This window comes from Enterococcus sp. AAFC-DPL-5182 (assembly GCF_058216605.1).
Genome location: NZ_CM177101.1, coordinates 3,137,280 through 3,156,112, shown reverse-complemented (window position 1 = coordinate 3,156,112; position 18,833 = coordinate 3,137,280). Strand labels below are relative to the sequence as shown.

At 35.4% G+C, this 18,833-nt stretch carries 21 protein-coding genes, 1 pseudogene and 2 other annotated features; of the genes and pseudogenes, 15 read left to right on the top strand and 7 right to left on the bottom strand.

The genetic code is table 11. The features are described from left to right. Nucleotide 1 precedes the first annotated feature (1 nt). The 6 genes from AC4BB7_RS14800 (at nucleotide 2) to wrbA (ending at nucleotide 4,864) form a co-directional block, all read left to right on the top strand. Nucleotides 2–529 (top strand): hypothetical protein, encoded by a 528-nt coding sequence (locus tag AC4BB7_RS14800; protein ID WP_490483533.1) that lies wholly within the window; start codon nucleotides 2–4, stop codon nucleotides 527–529. A gap of 63 nt (nucleotides 530–592) precedes the next feature. Continuing rightward, nucleotides 593–1,249, top strand: a complete 657-nt coding sequence (locus tag AC4BB7_RS14795) for a hypothetical protein (RefSeq protein WP_490483532.1) — start codon at nucleotides 593–595, stop codon at nucleotides 1,247–1,249. A 23-nt stretch (nucleotides 1,250–1,272) separates the two neighbouring features. Next, nucleotides 1,273–1,596, top strand: a complete 324-nt coding sequence (locus AC4BB7_RS14790) for a hypothetical protein (protein WP_490483531.1) — start codon at nucleotides 1,273–1,275, stop codon at nucleotides 1,594–1,596. Between the two features lie 441 nt (nucleotides 1,597–2,037). Continuing rightward, on the top strand, nucleotides 2,038–3,504 hold the full coding sequence (locus tag AC4BB7_RS14785; protein WP_490483530.1) for a glycoside hydrolase family 1 protein: 1,467 nt from the start codon (nucleotides 2,038–2,040) through the stop codon (nucleotides 3,502–3,504). A 183-nt stretch (nucleotides 3,505–3,687) separates the two neighbouring features. Next, nucleotides 3,688–3,999 (top strand): rhodanese-like domain-containing protein, encoded by a 312-nt coding sequence (locus AC4BB7_RS14780; protein WP_086314226.1) that lies wholly within the window; start codon nucleotides 3,688–3,690, stop codon nucleotides 3,997–3,999. A 256-nt stretch (nucleotides 4,000–4,255) separates the two neighbouring features. After that, nucleotides 4,256–4,864 (top strand): NAD(P)H:quinone oxidoreductase type IV, encoded by a 609-nt coding sequence (gene wrbA / locus AC4BB7_RS14775; RefSeq protein ID WP_170922985.1) that lies wholly within the window; start codon nucleotides 4,256–4,258, stop codon nucleotides 4,862–4,864. 34 nt (nucleotides 4,865–4,898) lie between these two features. Here the strand turns inward: wrbA and AC4BB7_RS14770 are convergent. From AC4BB7_RS14770 to AC4BB7_RS14755, 4 genes and pseudogenes are all read right to left on the bottom strand, one after another. Next, nucleotides 4,899–6,327, bottom strand: a pseudogene (locus AC4BB7_RS14770) (IS1182 family transposase). Nucleotides 6,328–6,470: 143 nt separating this feature from the next. Then, entirely contained in the window at nucleotides 6,471–7,289 is an 819-nt protein-coding gene (locus tag AC4BB7_RS14765; RefSeq protein WP_490483529.1) for an amino acid ABC transporter substrate-binding protein, read from the bottom strand. Between the two features lie 12 nt (nucleotides 7,290–7,301). Continuing rightward, entirely contained in the window at nucleotides 7,302–7,937 is a 636-nt protein-coding gene (locus AC4BB7_RS14760) for an amino acid ABC transporter ATP-binding protein (RefSeq protein ID WP_086314224.1), read from the bottom strand. Between the two features lie 157 nt (nucleotides 7,938–8,094). Continuing rightward, nucleotides 8,095–8,736: an amino acid ABC transporter permease gene (locus AC4BB7_RS14755; protein WP_490483528.1), complete on the bottom strand. Its 642-nt coding sequence runs from the start codon at nucleotides 8,734–8,736 to the stop codon at nucleotides 8,095–8,097. 64 nt (nucleotides 8,737–8,800) lie between these two features. Beyond that, nucleotides 8,801–9,047, bottom strand: a binding site (T-box leader). 147 nt (nucleotides 9,048–9,194) lie between these two features. Beyond that, nucleotides 9,195–9,423, bottom strand: a binding site (T-box leader). Nucleotides 9,424–9,677: 254 nt separating this feature from the next. Between AC4BB7_RS14755 and AC4BB7_RS14750 the strand changes: the two genes are divergently transcribed. The 6 genes from AC4BB7_RS14750 (at nucleotide 9,678) to AC4BB7_RS14725 (ending at nucleotide 14,026) form a co-directional block, all read left to right on the top strand. Next, the gene (locus AC4BB7_RS14750; protein ID WP_490483527.1) at nucleotides 9,678–10,400 is read left to right on the top strand and encodes a gamma-glutamyl-gamma-aminobutyrate hydrolase family protein; all 723 of its coding nucleotides are present in this window, start codon (nucleotides 9,678–9,680) and stop codon (nucleotides 10,398–10,400) included. 138 nt (nucleotides 10,401–10,538) lie between these two features. Next, nucleotides 10,539–12,182, top strand: coding sequence for a peptide ABC transporter substrate-binding protein (locus tag AC4BB7_RS14745; protein ID WP_490483526.1), 1,644 nt, complete (start codon nucleotides 10,539–10,541; stop codon nucleotides 12,180–12,182). A 257-nt stretch (nucleotides 12,183–12,439) separates the two neighbouring features. After that, nucleotides 12,440–13,003, top strand: coding sequence for an alkaline shock response membrane anchor protein AmaP (gene amaP / locus AC4BB7_RS14740; protein WP_490483525.1), 564 nt, complete (start codon nucleotides 12,440–12,442; stop codon nucleotides 13,001–13,003). 13 nt (nucleotides 13,004–13,016) lie between these two features. Continuing rightward, complete coding sequence (locus AC4BB7_RS14735; RefSeq protein WP_490483524.1) at nucleotides 13,017–13,232, top strand: DUF2273 domain-containing protein; 216 nt, start codon at nucleotides 13,017–13,019, stop codon at nucleotides 13,230–13,232. A gap of 38 nt (nucleotides 13,233–13,270) precedes the next feature. Then, on the top strand, nucleotides 13,271–13,741 hold the full coding sequence (locus AC4BB7_RS14730) for an Asp23/Gls24 family envelope stress response protein (protein ID WP_086314218.1): 471 nt from the start codon (nucleotides 13,271–13,273) through the stop codon (nucleotides 13,739–13,741). A 36-nt stretch (nucleotides 13,742–13,777) separates the two neighbouring features. Continuing rightward, a complete protein-coding gene (locus AC4BB7_RS14725) occupies nucleotides 13,778–14,026 on the top strand; it encodes a GlsB/YeaQ/YmgE family stress response membrane protein (RefSeq protein WP_490483523.1) in 249 nt (82 codons plus the stop codon). Nucleotides 14,027–14,317: 291 nt separating this feature from the next. Here AC4BB7_RS14725 and AC4BB7_RS14720 read toward each other — a convergent pair whose 3' ends face one another. Then, nucleotides 14,318–14,638, bottom strand: a complete 321-nt coding sequence (locus AC4BB7_RS14720) for a DUF960 domain-containing protein (protein WP_069646433.1) — start codon at nucleotides 14,636–14,638, stop codon at nucleotides 14,318–14,320. Nucleotides 14,639–14,817: 179 nt separating this feature from the next. After that, nucleotides 14,818–15,429, bottom strand: coding sequence for a 50S ribosomal protein L25/general stress protein Ctc (locus AC4BB7_RS14715; RefSeq protein ID WP_086314216.1), 612 nt, complete (start codon nucleotides 15,427–15,429; stop codon nucleotides 14,818–14,820). A 527-nt stretch (nucleotides 15,430–15,956) separates the two neighbouring features. Here AC4BB7_RS14715 and AC4BB7_RS14710 point away from each other — a divergent pair. After that, nucleotides 15,957–16,712 carry a 16S rRNA pseudouridine(516) synthase gene (locus tag AC4BB7_RS14710; RefSeq protein WP_490483522.1) on the top strand — a complete coding sequence of 252 codons (756 nt, stop codon included), beginning with the start codon at nucleotides 15,957–15,959 and terminating at the stop codon, nucleotides 16,710–16,712. After that, nucleotides 16,702–17,385 carry a YjjG family noncanonical pyrimidine nucleotidase gene (locus AC4BB7_RS14705; protein WP_086314214.1) on the top strand — a complete coding sequence of 228 codons (684 nt, stop codon included), beginning with the start codon at nucleotides 16,702–16,704 and terminating at the stop codon, nucleotides 17,383–17,385. The genes AC4BB7_RS14710 and AC4BB7_RS14705 overlap by 11 nt, the downstream gene beginning before the upstream one ends. A 54-nt stretch (nucleotides 17,386–17,439) precedes the next feature. Here AC4BB7_RS14705 and AC4BB7_RS14700 read toward each other — a convergent pair whose 3' ends face one another. After that, the gene (locus tag AC4BB7_RS14700) at nucleotides 17,440–17,892 is read right to left on the bottom strand and encodes a GNAT family N-acetyltransferase (RefSeq protein ID WP_086314213.1); all 453 of its coding nucleotides are present in this window, start codon (nucleotides 17,890–17,892) and stop codon (nucleotides 17,440–17,442) included. 145 nt (nucleotides 17,893–18,037) lie between these two features. Between AC4BB7_RS14700 and udk the strand changes: the two genes are divergently transcribed. Beyond that, nucleotides 18,038–18,667, top strand: a complete 630-nt coding sequence (gene udk, locus AC4BB7_RS14695; protein WP_086314212.1) for a uridine kinase — start codon at nucleotides 18,038–18,040, stop codon at nucleotides 18,665–18,667. Nucleotides 18,668–18,833 lie beyond the last annotated feature (166 nt).

The following is an 18,833-nucleotide window of genomic DNA, read 5'->3' as shown; positions in this document are numbered from 1 at the left end:
TATGGACAAAACAAATGAAGAAAAGAAAAAGAAACGATTACTGATTGTACTGTTGCTACTATTATTAGCTGTAGCTGCGGGCGGTGTGTACTATTATTTCACGACTAAGACGGAACCTGTCCAAGTTGTGTCAGGTGATTATCTACCAGATGCAAAAGGTGCTAAAAAAATGAGTGATAAAGAAGTTAAAGAAGCCGAACAAAAAGCAGTAGATGCTAGCAAGTTCAATATGGTCATCAAATCAGAAGCTGTATTTGAAACAAGCGACAGTGAAGGTAGCTTATACATTCAAAATCCTATCGAAAATGGTTATCCGATCAATGTTGTAATTCGTTTAGACAGTAACAATGAACAAATTTATTCATCGGGAGCAATTCAACCTGGTTATGAAATAAATGGAGCAAAACTAGAAAAAAAACTTGCTCAAGGAGATCATCCAGCAACAGCCACATTTGACATTTATGATTCAAAAACAAACAAAAAACGTGGTCAAGTTCAAGCTGGAATTACAATTCGTGTCAACAACTAAAAATGTTATTTAGCAGATTTTCTGTTAAAAATAAATCATCTTACACATAGAAGGAGAAACAATATGAAAAAAACAAACTTTTTACTTGCTGCAATGATGCTAGGTTTAAGCGTATCAGGACTAACACAACTAGCCTTAGCTGAAACGATCGATGGAGAAAATTCAGCAGATGTGATCATCAACGGAACGATCGGTAAATTAGATAATACAGATCCAGATACAACGATTCCAGAAGGCTCTGATGAGTGGATCAATGTTACCGTTGATACTGCAACAGCCTTTCACACAACAACAGCAAGTGCCCACAAAAATATTGAGTCAGCTGATTACAGTATTGTGAATAATTCGGGTCGCGGTGTTGCAGTGACATTGAATAAAATGGAGGGAACTCCTAAATATGTTGATAAATTAACAATCAATGCTAAGGGAAATGGCTTAGTGGCAACACCTGCTGCAACTAATTTAGTAGAAAGTAATGCTTTAGTTGAGTTGGCAAGTGCTCCAGTTTGGATGCGTTTAGCCAATAAAGATGGTCGTTTGAATATTGATACAGATGCGGCTTTAGCCTATGCTAATTCTGCTAAGTTCAACTATACAGGTACAACAGTGGCAAGTTTACCAACAGATGTTAATGAAAATGCAGCAGCAGAAAACTATACGCTGACATTGAAATTTACATCGATCCAAAAAGATGGTGTAACGCTTGGTGTAACACCATAATCAAATAAAGGCTGTGATAAACAATGAAGAAATTTAGTTGTCACATCATCATGTTCATTCTTTTGACGAGTTGTCTTGGTTTATATCAAGATTTCGCCTATGCTGCCACTGATGTAGAGATTCATGGGCAAATTGGCGGAACTGAAACGAACACACAGCCGTCAAAAGAACTAGAATTAAAAACAGATACAAAATTAGCACAACCAAAACAAACACACATAGAACTAAAGAATTTTCCCAATACTGGTAGTATGATTGAAAAGCTAACACCAATCGGTTTGGTGCTGCTCTTGTTTTATATACTGCTTAATAGATGGAAAGCACATAAAAATAGGCGTATGGGGTAAAGTGGATAATTTTATGATATTTATTTAATCATCATAGGTTGAGGATGGGATGACAGCTTCTGGTTCCGCTGTTTATCTGGATTTCACATGAGTGGGATATGACTTGTAGAGTTATGTCACACTCATGTTTTTGAATAATAGAGATAAATCGTAAAAAAGTTTGACTTCAAAGAATATCTATTTTTCTTAGGCTATAGTAAAATAGTTGATTAAAATAAATTTGACAGCGCTTTCGGTTATGCTATAATTATAAGTAACGGAATGTAACTGAATTTTCAGGCATAACCATAATATAGTAAAGATGACAATTGATTTGTTGTGTTTATTTTATTATGGTTTTTATATTTTCTCGCAAAAGGTGAATTATAGAGTGCGGATAATCGGTTATTTAAAATGATTAGACCAAGATTCTTAAAAATTTAGAGTAAGGAGAAATGACTAATGAGCAAATCAATATTTCCAGAAAACTTTTTGTGGGGTGGTGCAACAGCCGCTAATCAGTATGAAGGTGGTTATCTTTCAGGTGGTAAAGAGCTAAGTACATTAGATGCAATCACAGGTGGCAGCCATACAACTCCAAGAATGATCACGTATAAAACGAAAGAAGGTAAAGTTGAAACTTGTACCAGAGGAGAGGCTTTACCAGAAGGAGCGATTGGTTATGTTGATCCAAATCAATATTATCCAAGTCACGTGGCAACAGACTTTTATCATCATTATAAAGAAGATATCGCTTTATTTGCAGAAATGGGGTTTAAATGTTTTAGACTTTCGATTGCTTGGTCTAGAATTTGTCCGAAAGGAACGAAGGAAATCAATGAAGAAGGGTTAGCTTTCTATGATAAGGTTTTCGATGAGTTATTAAGTTATGGGATCGAGCCGATTGTTACAATTAATCATTTTGATATTCCGATGTATCTAGCAGATGAATTGGATGGTTGGTCAAGTAGGCAAGTGATTGATTACTTTTTATTTTTCTGTGAAACGTTGTTTAAACGCTATAAAGATAAAGTTAAATACTGGATGACCTTCAACGAAATCAATTTCCTGCGCAGCTGGACTCAAATTGGTATTCATAAAAATGATAAACAAGCGAAGTATCAAGCAGCACATCATTTATTTGTGGCTAGTGCCAAAGCTGTTAAATTAGGTCATGAAATCAATCCTAATTTTAACATAGGGATGATGGTGGCCTATATACCAAGTTATCCTATGAGTTGTAATCCAGAAGATGTCATGGAAGCAGTCAAATTTAATCGGGAGCAAGAGTTTTACATTGATGTGCAAGTTAAAGGATACTATCCAGCTCACAAAATAAAAGAATTTGAACGAGAAGATGTTGTGATCCAAAAAGAAGCTGGGGATGATGAAATCATCAAAGAGGGAACCGTTGACTATATTGGCTTTAGCTACTATATGTCCACAGTTTCTGCTGCCAATCCTGATGAGGTGAAATATGTGGGTGGCAATCAAATGCCGGCAGTCAAGAATCCCTATTTACAAGAATCAGACTGGGGATGGGCTGTAGATCCTCTAGGTCTACGCATTTCTTTGTGTAAACTATATGATCGTTATAATGTTCCTTTATTTGTTGTAGAAAACGGTTTTGGAGCAGTAGATAAAATAGAAGCTGACGGCACGATTCAAGATGATTACCGGATTGATTATTTCAGTAAGCATGTAGCAGCGATGAAAGATGCTATTGAATTAGACGGTGTCGATTTGATTGGTTATACGCCTTGGGGCTGTATTGATCTAGTTTCAGCTGGAACTGGTGAAATGAAAAAACGTTATGGTTTTATCTATGTTGATATGGACGACGAAGGCCATGGCACATTAAATCGTTCTAGAAAACAGTCATTTTATTGGTATAAAAAATTAATTGCTGCTAATGGTATGCAAGAATAAAAAAGGACTTACCTCAATTTTGTTGAGGTAAGCCTTTTTTTAATAAAATTCACAAAATAAGGGGTAAAAATGTTGTGGTAAAAAGGAACAGTGGTATACTTCTAATGAGGCAAATTTGCTGATTATGGAGTTGGATGAGAGTAGTCAGATGGTTGAAAAAGCCGTAGGAGGAATAGTAATAAGATGAAAAGAGTATCGATCAAGGAATTAAAAGAATTAATTGAATTAACAGTCAATGAACCAGTTTCAATCATTGATGTTCGAGAAGTTGAAGAATATGCAGCGGGGCATATCGTTACAGCAAAGAACTACCCGTTATCTACATTGCCTGAAGCAATGTCCGAGATTGATCGAGAACAGCCCCACTACGTTATTTGTCAACATGGTGTGCGTTCAGAACATGCCTGCTCTTTTCTTGAGAATTATGGCTATAATGTTGTTTCTGTTTCAGAAGGTATGTCTGTTTGGGATGGAAAAGAAAATAGTTATCATTAAAAAAGTGATTAAGACAAAAGGATTTAGCTTAAATAGTTAGGGAAAAGTTGTTTCTGCTCCTATTGTTTATCGGAATGCCAAAAGATTGGATCATAACTCAAAGAGTTATGATCCAATCTTTTTTTGAAGAAAGAGATCTAACTAGGAGTTTTTTAGAAAACTTATTTTTAGTAAGTAAAAACTCTTGCAAGTTTACTTACTTTTTGTTAGTATATAAATGTAGATAAGAAAACAACAGTTATTGGAGGAAAAAATCATGACAACAAAATTATTAATTGCATACTACAGTTCAACAGGAACAGGAACACAAATGGTAAAATGGGCGAAAGAAGCAGCTGAAGCAAATGGTGCGGAAGTTCGTTTGAGAAAAGTCCATGAATTAGCACCAGATGTAGCCATTGATTCAAATCCAGCTTGGCGTAAAAATGTTGAAGCAAGTAAGGATATTCCAGAAGTGACAAGCGATGACTTATTATGGGCAGATGCTTATATTTTCTCTTCACCATCACGCTTTGGTGTCATGGCTAGCCAATTAAAACAATTCTTTGATTTACAAGGTGGACTATGGGCACAAGGTAAATTAGCAAATAAATTTGTCACAGCATTCTCTTCTGCACAAAACCCAAATGGTGGACAAGAACAAGTGATTCAAGGCATTTACACAGTAATGCAACATTGGGGAGCAATCATTGTACCAGCAGGCTATGTAAATCCATCAACTTTTGCTGCAGGTGGTAACCCATATGGAACAAGTGCTTCAATCGACGGAGAAGGAAACATGTTGAAAGCGGATGAAGTAAAAGCAGCAATTCAAGATCAAACGAAACGTCTAGTTGATGTAGCAAGTAAATATTTAAGTGAATAGAGCAGATAAAAAAACCGTTAGATTAATCTAACGGTCAGACTGTAGACAAAAAGGAGTTGGTAATTAAACCAGCTCCTTTTGGCTATCCTATACTTAATTTTGAAACGAAAAGCTATAGGCTTTTCTTCTTTCCATAGCCATGTAGCCAGTTTCTTTAAATTCATGGTAGCAAACGTAAGCATCGTATGCGTGGCGACTTTTTCAATCCCTCGATAGTTCGTCCAACGCATCCCATGCTTCTCTTTTGCATCTGCAAATATTCGTTCAATGGTTTGTTTTCTCTTTTTGTAGATTTCTTTATTCAACGCTGTATGGCGCTGGTGCTCAAGTTCGTCCATCAGATCAGCCCAAATATGTCGAGTCACAACTTTTTGATGTGTTGCGCTCAATGTACAAGTTTTAAGTAACGGGCAGCTCATACAGAATTTTGGATTTGATTTATATGTCCTATAGCCCTCACGAGTAATTGTTGAAAATAGCAACGGTTGATTATTAGGGCATAAATAACAATCAAAATAGTCATCATAGACAAAGTCATTTTTACGAAACATCCCTTTCACACCATGAGGTGCAGTATAGGGAAGAACTGGATAAAGGTTCAAGTGTGTCAGAAAATGAACAAATTTCGGATTTTTATATCCCGCATCAGCGACAACACGTTTTATATTTGGAAAAGCTCTTTTTGACTGTTTAACCAGAGTAATTGCGACTTGACTATCATGTACATTTCCTGGTGTGACTAGCGTAGATAAGACAAATCCATTGTCATCGCAAGAAGTGTGTGCAGAATAAGCAAATTGTTTTTCTCGTTCGCTTTTAACATAGTAACCACTTTCTGGGTCTGAATAACTTATTTTTCGAAGACTCAACTCACTTTCTGTGTCCCATGTAAAAGGGCGTTTTCCCGTCGCAATACGTTCTTTATTTATTTCATCTTCTAATTCATCTTGATAGGCTTTTGCTTGACTGTAGGTCATTTCTTTCGTGAATTTATGTTTATTGGCATTTGCTTTGATATGAGTAGAATCAATATAAAGGTTGTCTTCCGTAACAAAACCAGCTTTTACAGCTTGTTCTAGAATATGAGAGAAAATGTCTTCAAACAAAGTGGTTTCTCTGAATCTTCGGACATAATTTTTACCGAATGTGGAGAAATGAGGGACTTTTTCGTTAAAAGAAAAGCCTAAAAACCAACGATAAGCAACATTTGTTTCGACTTCTTTAATTGTCTGTCTCATCGAACGAATACCAAATAAATATTGGATAAAAACTAATTTAATTAAGATCACCGGGTCAATACTAGGGCGACCTAAGGTCGAATAGGTAGATTCTACAATGGGATAAATAAAATCAAATTGAATCGCGGCATCAATTTTTCGAACTAGGTGATCTTTCGGTACAAGATCATCAAGCGTTAACATAGCAAATTGATTTCTACCTTCAACAGATTGTTTTTTCATCATTAGAATCACTCCCAAAATAGTTTATACAATTAGTATAAAACAAAAAAACTGTAAACAACACTCCAAATTTAGGCGTTTGTCTACAGTCTGACCGTTAGATTAATCTAACGGTTTTTTTGAACTTATTTTCCAAAAGGGAAGGTTCATTTAGTTACATCTTCTCCAAACCATTCTTTAGAAATAGCGGCTAATTGGCCAGATTCTCTTAGTTGTTCAAAGGCATGATTGATTTTATCTGCTAGTATTTTATCAGATTTCCGCAGCCCAACAGCAAATGCTTCGCTGTCAAAACCACCACTAATAATTGAGTAGTCAGCTAAATTATCTTCATGAGACAAATAATAATTTGCATAAACACGATCGATCAATAAACCATCGATTCGACCAGATTTTAAATCCATAAACGCTTCATTAAAGCCATCGTATAAAATAGCTGTTTGGTCTTTAACAAAATTTTTCAAAATCTCAGGCTGAGCTTCAAAACTAGTGTAGCCTGAGGAGCCGTTTTGAGCACCTAAAACTTTGCCTTTCATATCTGAGAAGTTATTGATATTATTCTTTTTTAAAGAGACGACGACTTGTTCATTTTTCATATATTCATCGCTAAAAAGTACTTTTTCTTCCCGTTCAGGGCTTTTAGAATAACCATTCCAAATCAGATCAATTGTTTGGTTTTGTAATTCATTTTCTTTCATCGACCAGTCGATAGATTGAAAGTCGACTTTGATATCATATAAATCAAAAACTGCTCTAGCCAAATCGATATCAAAACCAATGATTTCACCGGACTTGTTTTGAAAACCCATTGGAACAAAGGAATCATCCAGGCCTACAATAACTCGCTTTTCAGAATTGATTCGTGACCACTGATCGGTGTCTGTTTTTTTTCTGCCACAACCTGCTATTGATAAAATAGCAAGTAAAGTAGCTATGGTTAGTACTAGATAGTTTTTTTTCTTCATAATGTATCCTTTCTACTGAACTGGTTTCACAGTTAGTAAGTTATCGGCAATATTTTCAGCAAAATTCATATCGTGAGTTACAACGATTTGTGTCATCCCTTGCGCTTTAAGTGTTAAAATCACTTCTTCAACTTGTTGGCGAAGTTCAGGGTCAAGAGCACTAGTGGGTTCGTCATAACCTAAAACTTTCGGCTTCATAGCCAGAGCTCGTGCTAGTGCGACTCGTTGTTTTTGACCTCCTGATAATTGGTAAGGATAAAGATTTTCTTTTCCACCTAATCCAAATTTTGTTAGTAGATCGATCGCTTCTACCTCGCTAGCTTCTCTTGTTTGCTTTAAGGCGAGAATGGGAGCTAAAGTGACATTATCCAGTACAGAAAGGTGAGGAAATAATTGGAAATCTTGAAAAACGATCCCAACAACTTGATCGGCATTGTCCATTTCAACAGGATTAAAAGGAACGCCATCCATTATAAGTTCGCCAGAATCAATCGTTTCTAGGCCCGCTAGGCAGCGTAATAACGTTGTTTTCCCACCACCAGATGGTCCCACGATCGTTAGAATCTCACCATCTTTAATTTCTAAATTCAATTGATCGATGATCCGACGACCATCAAAGCTTTTGGTCAAATTTTTAATTAGTAACATAATTTTCCTCCTAAATTTAAAAGCGTAGCGGCTTGCTCAGTCTCATAGAAAAATAGGGAAAATTGATTGAGACGCTTCTTGTCTCACTCGATTTTTATCTTTTTTCCTAGAGTCTAGTCTGCGAAGCTAGATATGATATATGGTAATAGTTATTCTTTTATTTATAATATTGGTAGTGTTTTTCTAATTTTTTCGAAGCTAGAGTCAAAATTGCAGTTAATAATAGGTAGATAACGCCAACCAAAACTAACGGCAGTAAACTTACATCACGACTCATCGCAATTTTTCCTGCTCGTAATAAATCTCCTAAACCGAGCACATAAATCAAAGAAGTATCTTTGACTAAATTAATTACTTCATTTCCAATAGATGGCAATACGACTTTGATTACTTGAGGTAAAATAATTCGTGAGACTGTCTGAAATCGTGTTAAACGCAAAACTTTTGCTGCTTCATATTGTCCTTCTGGAATCGATTGAATACCACCTCTGAAAATTTCTGCAAAATATGCTGCATAATTCAAAATGAATGCAAATAGCGCTGCATCATAGCGTTCAAAAACGATTCCAATCAATGGTAAACCATAAAAAACAAAAATAAGTTGTAGTAATAACGGTGTTCCCCGCATTAACCAAATGTAGATATTGATCAGAAAATTTAATGGTTTAAAATTGGTTTGCAAGGCAAATGCTACTAAAATCCCAAGGGGAATCGAGCCCAATAGTGTAAAAATAAATACTTTCAATGTCATGATTGCACCGTCTAGTAAAGCCGGCATGATTTCTAAAATGTAGTCCATAGTTTTTCCTCCAGTTTTTGATTTTTTGTAAGAATAAACAAAAAAGTCCTCTTGACTAATTAGCCAAGAGGACGAAATAATCGTGGTTCCACCTCAATTTGTTAATCCCTCACAGGATTAACCTCATGGAATCTTTAGCTCAGCTAAAGATTCTTTTCTGATAACGGAGAATACCGCACCTTCTTACTTGATTCAGAAAATGTCTGAAACAGATGTGTTCATCAATGGTTTCCAGCTTTTTCTCTCAGCGAATAAAAAAGTCTCTGTCAGGAAGTGGTCAATTGAGTACTTGTTCTGTTTATGTGATTTAGTCGTATTTAAATTTGTACTTGTAAAATTACTAAAAAGAAAGTTACCTTTAAGGTGCTCTTGGTATTGTGTATCATTGAAACCTATTGTTCATTGCAGGTTGCAACAATGCTGCATGATGAAAAACAAAAAGTCCTTTGGCAATTAAGCCAAAGGACGTAAAATCGTGGTTCCACCTTTTTTCATTATCGTCTCGCAACGATAACCTCATGAAGTCATAGACTTCTAAAGCTGTAACGGGCATACCCGAACTTTCCTACTAATCCATTCAAAAAGTTAACTCCCAGATGTGGTTCGCTTTATTTTTTTGTCTTTTTCCACCAGCCAAAGACTCTCTTTTAGAAAAAATAAAGGTACTCTTCTGTTCTTTGTTTTGTATAACTTTACCACCAGTTTTTCTTCTTGTCAATAAGTCTAGGTTTAGAAAATTCAGAAAATAGTGATCTTTAAGCATAAAAGTTACTGATTAAGTAAAGTTGAGGTAAAATAGAATTAGTTGTTTACTGTTAAAAAGTAAGTAAATGGCGATAGCGAAAAACTATCGCACCGTTTCTATTTATACTATCCTTTCACATATATATCTGATAAACTATGTACAATTATTGTCGGAAAGTAAAAAGGAGTGGTGTCGATTGAGGCGACCGATTATTGGGATTGCAGCAAATGAAATTGAAGATGCAGGAGCTCGATTGTATCATTTACCAATCAGCTATACTCCTTGTGGTTATGTAAAAGCAGTCCAATTGGCTGGCGGTTTACCGTTGCTTTTGCCAGTTGGGTCTCCAGATTTGGCTAAGGAGTATATCGCTCAAATTGATAAGCTGATTTTAGCTGGCGGACAAAATGTATCGCCAAGATTATATGGAGAAGAGATTCAAGTTGAGGAAGCTTCATTATCAGAAGAAAGAGATCAATTTGAATTAGCACTGATTGAAGAAGCTGTTGCGCAAAAAAAACCGATTTTTGCAGTTTGTCGTGGCTTACAGTTGGTCAATGTGGCATTTGGCGGTAGTCTATACCAAGAGATCAGTCACATAAACAATAACCAATTTTCCCATATGCAGGTACCCGTATCTAGAGAAATTCCGACTCATATGATCCATACAGAGGACAGGAGTATTTTACGTAAAGTTTATGGTGAAAAAACAACCGTCAATTCGTTTCATTTTCAAGCCGTAAAAAAGTTGGCTGATAAACTAAAAGTCACAGCTTTTAGTGAGGATGGTATCATTGAAGGGATAGAAAGTGAAGATCCAAATCTATCATTTTTAGGGGTGCAGTGGCATCCTGATTTTGCTTATGATCATTCAGAACAAGAAATGGCTGTTTTTCGTTATGTCGTTGAAGAATTATAAATTATCTAGCTTTACAGAATAAGCACCACGATAATTAGCTAAATCACCTGAAAGTCAAAAACGACCGTAAGTTGGTAGTCTAAATTACTCAAGGACTAAGTGTTCAGTTCAGCTTTTAAAAAGAGGAGGAATTAGGTAATGAAGAAAAAGTTTGGTATTTTTGTTTTGGCAGCTAGTTTGTTATTGACAGCTTGTAGCGGAGGGAAAGGAACAAGTTCATCTGGTGAAAAAACAGATAGTGATAAAACAACACAACAAGTGATCAAAGTTGCTTCTGGTGGGGAATTATCGACTCTGGATAGTGCGCATTATACAGATGTGTACAGTTCTGATATGATCGGTCAGGTTGTTGAAGGGCTTTATCGGATGGACAAAAATCATGATCCAGAATTAGCAGTTGCCGCAAGCGAACCGACTGTTAGTGACGATGGATTAGTGTATACATTCAAATTAAAAGAGACAAAATGGAGTAACGGTGATCCTGTTATAGCCGGCGACTTTGTTTCTGCATTTAGAAATGTTGTTGACCCAAGCTTTGGTTCAAGTAGTAGTAACCAAATGGATGTTTTCAAAAATGGTCGGAAAATTCGTGAAGGACAAGCTAAACTAGATGAACTAGGGGTAAAAGCTATTGATGATCAAACGTTAGAAATGACGTTGGAATACCCAATTCCTTATTTAGCGCAAGTTTTAGTAGGAACGCCATTTATGCCCAAAAATGAAAAATTTGTCAAAGAAAAAGGCGAAGCTTATGGGACTTCTGCAGATAATTTTGTAGGAAATGGTCCGTTCGTGATTTCTGGTTGGGATGGCAATACAGAAAATTGGAAGTTAACGAAAAATAAAGATTATTGGGATCAAAAAAATGTCAAATTAGATACGATAGATGTTCAAGTAGTGAAAGAAATTGGTACAGGAACAAATCTGTTCGATGCAGGTGATTTAGATTATACTGTTTTAGCAGATACGTATGCATTGCAATACAAAGATTCACCTCAAGCTCATTTTACCCCTAAAGCAATGGTTGGCTATTTAAGCCCAAATCATAAACGAGAAGTAACGGGAAATGTTAACGTTCGTAAAGCAATTTTACAAGGGATCGATAAAGAGACCTTTGCCAAAGATATATTAGGAGATGGCTCGACTGCAATCAATGGTTTTGTGCCAAAAGATTTTGCAAAAGATCCTGAGACAGGTGAAGATTTCCGAAAAGAAAATGGTGATTTTCTACCATTCGATTTAAAAGCGGCTCAAAAAAGCTGGGAAACAGCGAAGAAAGAGTTAGGCAAAGATGAAATTGAATTAGAATTGCTTTCAGCTGATTCAGCGCTTGCGAAAAAGACGATCGAATATGTCCAAGGACAGTTACAACAAAATCTACCAGGCTTAAAAATTACATTAAAATCTGTTCCATTGCAAAATCGTTTAGACTTACAAACAGCGAGTGATTTTGATTTAGTTTTTGGCACTTGGACACCAGATTATGCTGATCCAATCAATTTCTTAGAATTTTATGATTCTAAGAGCGGGTTGAATACTGCCGGATACAACAATCCTGAATATGATAAAGGATTGAACGATGCCAGAATCACTTTAGCAAATGAACCAGAAAAACGTTGGGATAAATTGAAAGAACTAGAAGAAACACTTATCGAAAAAGATGCAGCTGTATTGCCTCTTTATCAAGGTGCAATCGGCTATTTAAAATCCGATAGATTAAAAGAGTTACAAGTTTTTCCGTTTGGACGGACTATTTCATATCGTTTAGCTTATGTTGAATAACATTTGAAAAAAATTGAAAAGCAAGTTGACTTATAAGAGAATTTTCTCAGAAGTCAACTTGCTTTTTTTGTAGTTGAAAAAAGATGCTGATTGTATTCATACGAGTATTTATAGAAGGTGAGCTGTCGGTAATAAATTCAGGGAGCGGAAAAGAGCATGCGTATCTTTTGTAATTGTTGGATAATGAGTTTAACATAAAATGTATAGACAGGAAGAAACTATAGAAAAAGAGTAAACAATATTGGAGGGAGAAAACGATGCGAGTGATCAAAGGACTGGTCTCTTTACTGTTAATAGCTGGTATTTTTGGGATCGCCGGTTTGTATTCTCAAATGCTGGATCTAGGTGTTATAAGTACTTTTTTCAATAATTTACTATTTCAATTTGATTGGTTGTTTTACTTTTATCAAGTTGTCCTTTTTGGACTATTAGCTGTATTGTTTTTGATGTTTTTAATGGTTTTATTCAAACCAATCACTAAAAAACAAATACAGATAAAAAAAGACGTCGGTCAGGTAAATATACCGTTGAATACAATGGAGTCAATAGCCAAATCTTCATTACGCAAAATTGTTGATAGCAATGATACACAGGTGAAAGTAAGGTTGACAAAGAGACAGACAGCAAATGTAGAAGTGATGATAGCGGATGAAAAACAACAACATCTTTTAAGTAAAGGGAAACAAATGCAAGAATTGATCCCGCAAGCATTACAAAATATGGCAATGATCGAGACAAATAAAACGAAGATCATTTTCAAAAAGAAAAAGGAAGAGTCAGCCTTACTGCCAAGTGGTAAGAAAGAATCTCGTGTGGTTTAAAGGAGGAAGCATAATGAAAAATCGAATGATAATGGCTCCTTACCGCAATCAAATTATATTTACAGGTCTTTTTGTCTTAACAGCTATCTTGTTTATGACAATTGGCTTTTGGAAAACAGTTTTACTAATTGCTTTAACTGCAATCGGTTATTTGATTGGTAAAATGCAAGATGAAAAACGTTCTATCTCTTCAATTATAGCTTCTATACGAGCTTTTTTTGAAAGATAAAAATATATTGAATTAAAATCAGAAAGGTTGAGAAGAAAATGGATAACAAAGCAAATGGAAACACAACTGAAGGAACAAACGCAAATGGCATCAAAACGAAATTAACATTTGACGATCAAGTCGTGAAAAAAATTGCTGGTATCGCCGTATCAGAAATTCCTGGTATTTTAGGATTGAGCGGAAATGCCATTACAAACTTAACCGACAAATTTACAAATGGAAACAATCCAACTAAAGGAATCAGCGCAGAAGTTGGAACAAAACAAGTGGCCATTGATTTAGATGTAATTGGGGAATATGGAAAAAATATTGCTCAAGTATTTGATACAGCAACGAAAAAAGTTGCAGAAGAAGTGAAGAACATGACAGGACTTGATGTTATTGAGTTTAATATGAATGTTGATGATATCATGACGAAAGAGCAATACGCAGAGAAATTCGAAAACAAGAAAAAAGATGAGAACGAAGAAGATAAAAATAACGAGAGTAATGTACGTACGTTGGAATAATAAACACACAAAATCAAATCAGAGGAGGAAACGAATATGCTAAGTTTTATTTGGTCATTGATTGTCGGTGGTGTGCTAGGTGCCATTGCCGGAGCGATTTTAGGTAAAGATGTACCTGGTGGTGTGATCGGTAATATTATTGTCGGATTTATCGGAAGTTGGGTAGGTACAATGCTATTAAACAACATTGGACCAGTCATCGGTGGTTTTCCAATTATCTCAGCGTTGATCGGTGCCGTTATCTGTATAGCAATCTATTCATTTATTGCGAAACGAATGGCGTAATAGAAAAAAGAGTGTGGGGCAATAATCAGATTTTTTTCTGACTATTGTCCCGCACTCTTTTTTATTTCCGTGAATTGCTAAAGAACTAAAATTTGGAGGCTACGGAAATAAGCCGAAATTGCAGTGACACACACCGAGGCATGAGTTGATGTAGAATAACTCATGCCTCGATACAAAATTTTGAAGAACACCAAATAGGTACCAATTATCGTGAGTTCCTTCTTAGCTCTCGGAGCGAAACGTTTATGTCTCGGTCCCATTTTAAACTAATGAGTTATTGGAGGATTTTTGCTATTCCAACATTTCTGCGGGAAGCAAAATCGTTTCTTTATTGCCATCATCAAAAGCGAAAACTTGAGATGGATACTCTTCAGAATAAGGGAAAGGCAAGTCAACGGCCATTTGAACGTCGCTTATTTCCTGTGAAAAATGAACAGTTACTTTTCCACCATTATCGATCAAATCAAAATAAAGCATATTCGTAAGCGGAATAACTCCTTTTAAATCCAAATCAATAATTAACCAGATACTGTCAATTAAAGCACTAGGCAAGCTCTCAACCACACCTAGAGAGGCATAACGACTACGTTCACTATCAAAACTTTCAACCATTTTTTTGACCCCCTCTATCTATCTAATATCAATAGTATACCTCATTTAGACAAAACTCGCTTCTGTGATGTTTCACGAAAAAAAGCAACTATAAAGCTCAAAAAACAATTTTTGATCGGTAATCAAAAGAAGACAAGGTCAAAAGACCTTGCCTCTTTAAATCTATATTAATTGAGTGTTTATTCTGGTTTTTCACCAATTACTGTAGGTTCTGTTGCTTCTTCTGTGCTTTCTTCAGTTGCTGATTTAGCTTCTGTAACGGCTACGATTTGTTCTTCGCCATCAGTAATGATATCATAATCTTTATTTTTTGGTAAATCAGCGACAGTAATCGCGTCACCAATCGCAAGTTTAGTAATGTCAACTTCTACACGCTCTGGTAATTTATCTGGTGTAGCTGAAACTAAAACATTGTATAAGTTTTGCGTTAACTCCCCGCCAACTTTAACACCTTCAGATTCACCAACAAGAACGATTTCAGCTTCTACTTCTGTTGCTTCTTTCATGTTTACAGCTAAAAATTCAACGTGTTTGATTTTACTTGTAAACGTATCTAATTGCGCTTTATACATCAATGTGTTGATTTTTTTACCGCCAACATTCATTGTAATAACAGCATTAACACCATTATCGCGCAAAACTTTTGTTAATTCTTTTTCATCAACGGAAACTGGAGTGCTTTCCATTTCAAACCCATAAACAACGGCAGGAACTTGACCAGTGTGACGTAGTTGATTTCTTAGTGAACGTGGACGGACAGCTCTTTCTTTAACTTCTAATGATACTGACATAACCTAAATCCTCCTTAAAATTTAAAAGCTGGACAAGCTTGTTTAGTCTCAGATGTTTAAGAGACGAACTTGTGAAGCTAGATAAATCAAAATGAATTCATATTTGGTTATCTACAAAACGCAACATGATGGAAAAAAGGAGTTTTGCTGACGTTTATGGTAAACATGTAAAAGCTTAAACTTAGCTAGGGTTATCCTGTTCAGATATAAAACGAACAAGTAGCTTTTACAGAAACATACTGCAAAAACAAAAAATCCCGAATAATTGTGCACAATTATCCAGGGGAAAATTCCATATGATACCTTATTCTCTCCCAGGTCATTACGCTGTTTTTGAGAAACCTTATTCACTTTCTATATCAACCATAACGCGAATCTAAACTTAAGTCAAGGGAAGTGGAGAAAGAAGAGACGTCTTTTAATTTTTACTTAAAGTTTGATCTGATATAATTATACCATTTTTAAACTTGTTTGCTTTTCATTCGATACAGTTTATACTAAAATATTAATTGAAATGAGGAGAAGGAATGCGTTTAGATAAATTATTGGAACATGAGAAAATCGGGTCTAGAAGAAAAGTCAAAGCCTTGATTCGCAGTAAACAAGTGACTGTGGATGGACAGATCATTATGAATGAAAGTCTAAACGTAGATGCTGCTTTACAAAATATTTTTGTTGGAGATACAAAAATTCAGCAAAAAACCCATGTCTACTATATGCTGAATAAGCCTCAAGGCGTTGTGACAGCAGTCAAAGATGCTAAACATCAAACGGTGATCGACTTAATTGAGAAAAATGATCAAAGAGTAGGACTATATCCAGTAGGACGTTTAGATCGTGACACAGAAGGATTGTTATTACTAACAGATAATGGTCAGTTGGGCTACCAATTATTATTGCCTCATAAAAAAGTCTCAAAGCGTTATGAAGTCACCGTGAATGAAGAATTAACAGCGTTAGACTGTCAGGCTTTTTCTGAAGGTATTGTCTTTTCTGATGGAAAAAAATGTAAGTCAGCAACGCTAACGATTCTATCTTCAAAAAAAGATGAGAGTCATGCCTATTTGGATATTACAGAAGGAAAATTCCATCAGGTCAAAAAAATGTTTTTAGCGGTAGGAAAAAAAGTTATTCACCTAAAACGAGTATCGATGGGACCGATCCAGTTAGATTCAACACTTTCTTTAGGAGAATACCGTCCTTTAAACCAATCGGAATTACAGGCTTTATTGCCTTATTTTACTATTCATAAAAAAGAAAAGAGTGTAGAAGATGAAATTTAAAACATTATTATTTGATGTAGATGATACATTGCTAGATTTTCAATTAACAGAAAAAAAAGCTTTACAAGCACTTTTTCAAGAAGAGGGACTCTTTTTGACAGATGAAATAGAAGCGACCTATAAAAAAATCAATAGTCAATTATGGCGCGAATTTGAGCAAGGAAAAATAAATAAAGAGACGGTCACGGATACTCGTTTTAGTTTACTATTTGAACGGCTGAATAAGCATGTTGACGGGAAAAAAATGGGAGAACAGTATCGTCATCATTTAAGCCAAGGACATGATTTGTTAGGGAATAGTAAAGAAATTATTGAGCGTCTCCACTCAGAGTATGATTTGTATATTGTGACAAATGGTATCGCCAAAACACAATATCAACGATTGAATGATTCTAACATGACCTCATTTTTTAATGATATTTTCGTTTCAGAAGAAGTTGGGTATCAAAAACCGATGAAAGAATATTTTGATTATGTTTTTGAGCGAATTCCTAGTTTTGACCGAGAAAAAACAATGATTATTGGGGATTCCTTGGTTTCAGATATTCAAGGAGGAAACCAAGCGAACATTCAAACACTTTGGCTAAATCCAACCAAGCAATCAACGGTACCAACTATTCAGCCAACCTATGAAATCAGTCGTTTAGACGATATTTTTAGTGTATTGGAATAATAAAAAAACAGTAACCAAGACGTTTTTTCAACATCTTGGTCACTGTTTTTACTTTTATAGATCTAAACTTAATCGAACCATATCTTTCAAAATAAGTTTATTTTCAACAATTTCTTCTTCGTAATGACGGAGAAAAAAGTCATGATCGATACTCGTCATGCGAAATCCACATTTCTGATAAAGGTATAATTGGCCGAAACTAGTACTACCAGTACCAATCTCGACGGTTTTATACTGATTACTAGAGGCATAAGCTAATGCAAAGCGAATCAGTTTTTCACCCAGACCTTGACCTTGATTGTTTTCGGACACAGCAATATTGACGATTTCCAATGTTTCTGGTCTGGTCGGAAGTAAGACCAGAATACCAGTTATTGTCTTATTTGAAACCAGTTCAAAACAAAAACCACGTTGTAAATAATCGTCCACTAAACGTCTCTGAGGATCAGCTAGTAATAATAAGTCATAATGCCTTGGTTGAATTTTTTTGATTTCTCTAATGGTCATGCTATTTTTTCCTTTCTGACAAACGTATCTACTAAATGAACAACTTTAAAAAATAAATAGATAAAATTGTAGCTTTCTCGCTCGTTTCTATTATAATAGAAAAAGGTTATTATGACTATTACAGATAAGAGAGAGGTTTCGTTGAATGAAAAATACTCAACCAATCGTGATTGGTGTTACTGGTGGTTCAGGAAGTGGGAAAACGAGTGTCAGTCGGGCGATTTTCAATCAGTTTCCCAATCATTCTATCATGATGTTGGAACAAGATTCTTATTATAAAGACCAGAGCCATTTGAGTTTTGAAGAAAGATTATCAACCAATTATGATCATCCATTTGCGTTCGATACGGATTTACTGATTGAGCATTTACAGCAATTGATAGATTATCAACCGATTGAAAAACCAGTGTATGACTATGTTGCGCATACAAGAAGTTCAGACATTATCGTGCAAGAACCAAAAGAAGTCATCATTTTAGAAGGCATTCTGATTTTGGAAGATACTCGTTTGAGAGAACTGATGGATATTAAATTATACGTGGACACAGACGATGACATCCGCATTATCCGCAGAATTAAACGGGACATGGAAGAGCGAGGTCGAACGTTAGACTCTGTTATTGAACAGTATTTGACAGTAGTAAAACCAATGTATCACCAATTTATTGAACCAACGAAACGTTACGCAGATATAATCGTTCCAGAAGGTGGAGAAAATCATGTAGCTATTGATTTGATCACAACTAAAGTTGCTAGTATTTTAAATGAGGTATAAAATTTGATAAATAAAAAAAAGCATTGCTCGTCTTTGGAAGTATCCAGTTCGAGTGGTGTTTTTTTGTTATTTTATTTTAGCTTAGAAAAATGAAACATAGACAAATCATTCTTAATTATAGTATCTTATGAGATAACTATCATGAGACCGTCAGTCAACTTAGAGA